The organism is Streptomyces sp. NPDC057877, assembly GCF_042796855.1.
Lineage (GTDB): Bacteria > Actinomycetota > Actinomycetes > Streptomycetales > Streptomycetaceae > Streptomyces.
The window spans coordinates 55,825-57,530 of sequence record NZ_JBHVMS010000020.1 but is presented as its reverse complement, the minus strand read 5'-3'; the positions used below and the strand labels follow the sequence as shown (position 1 = coordinate 57,530).

Genomic DNA, 1,706 nt, shown 5'->3' with positions numbered 1-1,706 from the left:
CGAGCCTGGATCGGGGCCTCCGCTGCGCTCCAGCCCCCAACCCCCAGACCGTGAAGGGTGAACGTAAGGAAAAGCAGCAGCAAGGAGGAGAGGGGGAGGCCGGGGGGGGTGGAACGAGTGGTGGAGCGAGGGGAGGTGACGGGGGGTCGGAGAACCTGAGCCGTCGGGGGCGGGCTTACTCCCATCGGGTGATCGGCAGCGATTCGCGTGCTTCACTTTGAAGCACTAGATAGACTCTGGAACTGGTAGGGCGCACCGCTGCACCGATAAAGGCGCGTAAGTTTCACCTGTGCATTTCACCGAAAGCCAGCACAGATAAAGACGCCAAATTCACCTCTGCTGGACTGACCTTAACCACAGAACGGAACCTCAGAAATGGGAAACTCGAAATTCGGTGTGCGGAGGTACCGGAGCCGAACGGCCCCCAGGGCCGGGCGGCGGAACCCACCGATAGCGCCCGTCACGCCCTTGCTGCTGCTTGTCCGTCACGGCCGGTACCACCCGAGACTCAGAGCCGCTGATGCCGCCTACGGTCTGCGCGGGCCCACGGGCCCGCACGCGAAGCCGCCTCAGCCACGGAGGGTCCGGCCGGCGCCTGCGGGAAGACCTCAGCCACTTGATACTTACCGAGATCAAGAACCCGCAGGTCAGCGCGTTGCGGATCGCGGGATATGTACCGGCTGACGGGACATATCGCGGTCGATCTGTCTCGACTGAGGGGGCACATCGCCCGCTCAATGTCAACTGGAGGCGACACGTTCCGAGCGTCTGTGTCAAGTACAGGCGACATCTGGGGCGGATGTGTCTGGCGGGTCGACCGCCGGGCGGGCAGGGGGGAGATCTGTCCCCCCTGGGGGGACACAACTTGCGCGGCATGTCGTGTCGGAGCGACATCGGTTTCAAGCAGAGCTGACATACTGCTGCGCGTCCGGAGATCAACAACGTGGGAGCAGCCTCGTGTCGACTGAGCCGCAGCGCCGCCGTCCGAGCGCCAAGGGGGCGCCGCAGCCGAAGTTGCCGCTGGGCGATCCCTCCGACGCCTGGAACCGGCCCCTACGGCCCGTCAAGGACCTAGACGAGGTCGCACGGCAGTACCCGGGCCGGAAGCTCTCGCTGGGCGAGCAGCGCAAGCCGATGGAGTTCTACGGGACGCCGGAGCAGCCGAACGCGTTCTCCATGGACAGCCTGGAGTTCTTCCTGGTCATCGCGCAGTTCTTCCGCGAGGCGCTGCCGCTGCGGCTGATCCTGCTGATGATCGCCTGCCAGAAGGCCGGCGGGCGGATCCCCCTGACTCAGGACGAGATGGCGACCGTCCTGGACGTGGCGCGCACGAAGGTGACCGAGGCCCTGGGCGAGATCATGTCGCACGGCATCGTCTTCCGTGTGAAGCGCGGGGTCTACCAGTTCAACCCGCCCTACAGCTACCGCGTAGCGGAGTTCATCCCGGGCACCGAGACCATGGAACCCGAGTACATCAAGGTCGATCAGCACGTCACTCTCAAGGAGATCCGTGCGGACCAGAGCCTGCCCGAGTTGGTGCGCTTCCCGTCACTGGAGAAGATGAGGCAGGAGATCGAGCGGCTGCGTAAGGAACGGGCAGACGAGCGAGCTCGCCGGCGCCGGGAAGACGCCAAGCGTCGCCAGAACCTCAAAGCCGTCTCCTGACCCGGCCACCCGGGCCCGGCCGGGCCGCCACTACGGCGCTG

Annotated in this window: 1 protein-coding gene; it reads left to right on the top strand. The window is 65.7% G+C overall.

Annotated elements, in window-relative coordinates; translation table 11 throughout:
• Positions 1-957: 957 nt before the first annotated feature.
• The gene (locus tag ACFVQG_RS38230) at positions 958-1,665 is read left to right on the top strand and encodes a hypothetical protein (protein ID WP_383393207.1); all 708 of its coding nucleotides are present in this window, start codon (positions 958-960) and stop codon (positions 1,663-1,665) included.
• Positions 1,666-1,706: the final 41 nt, after the last annotated feature.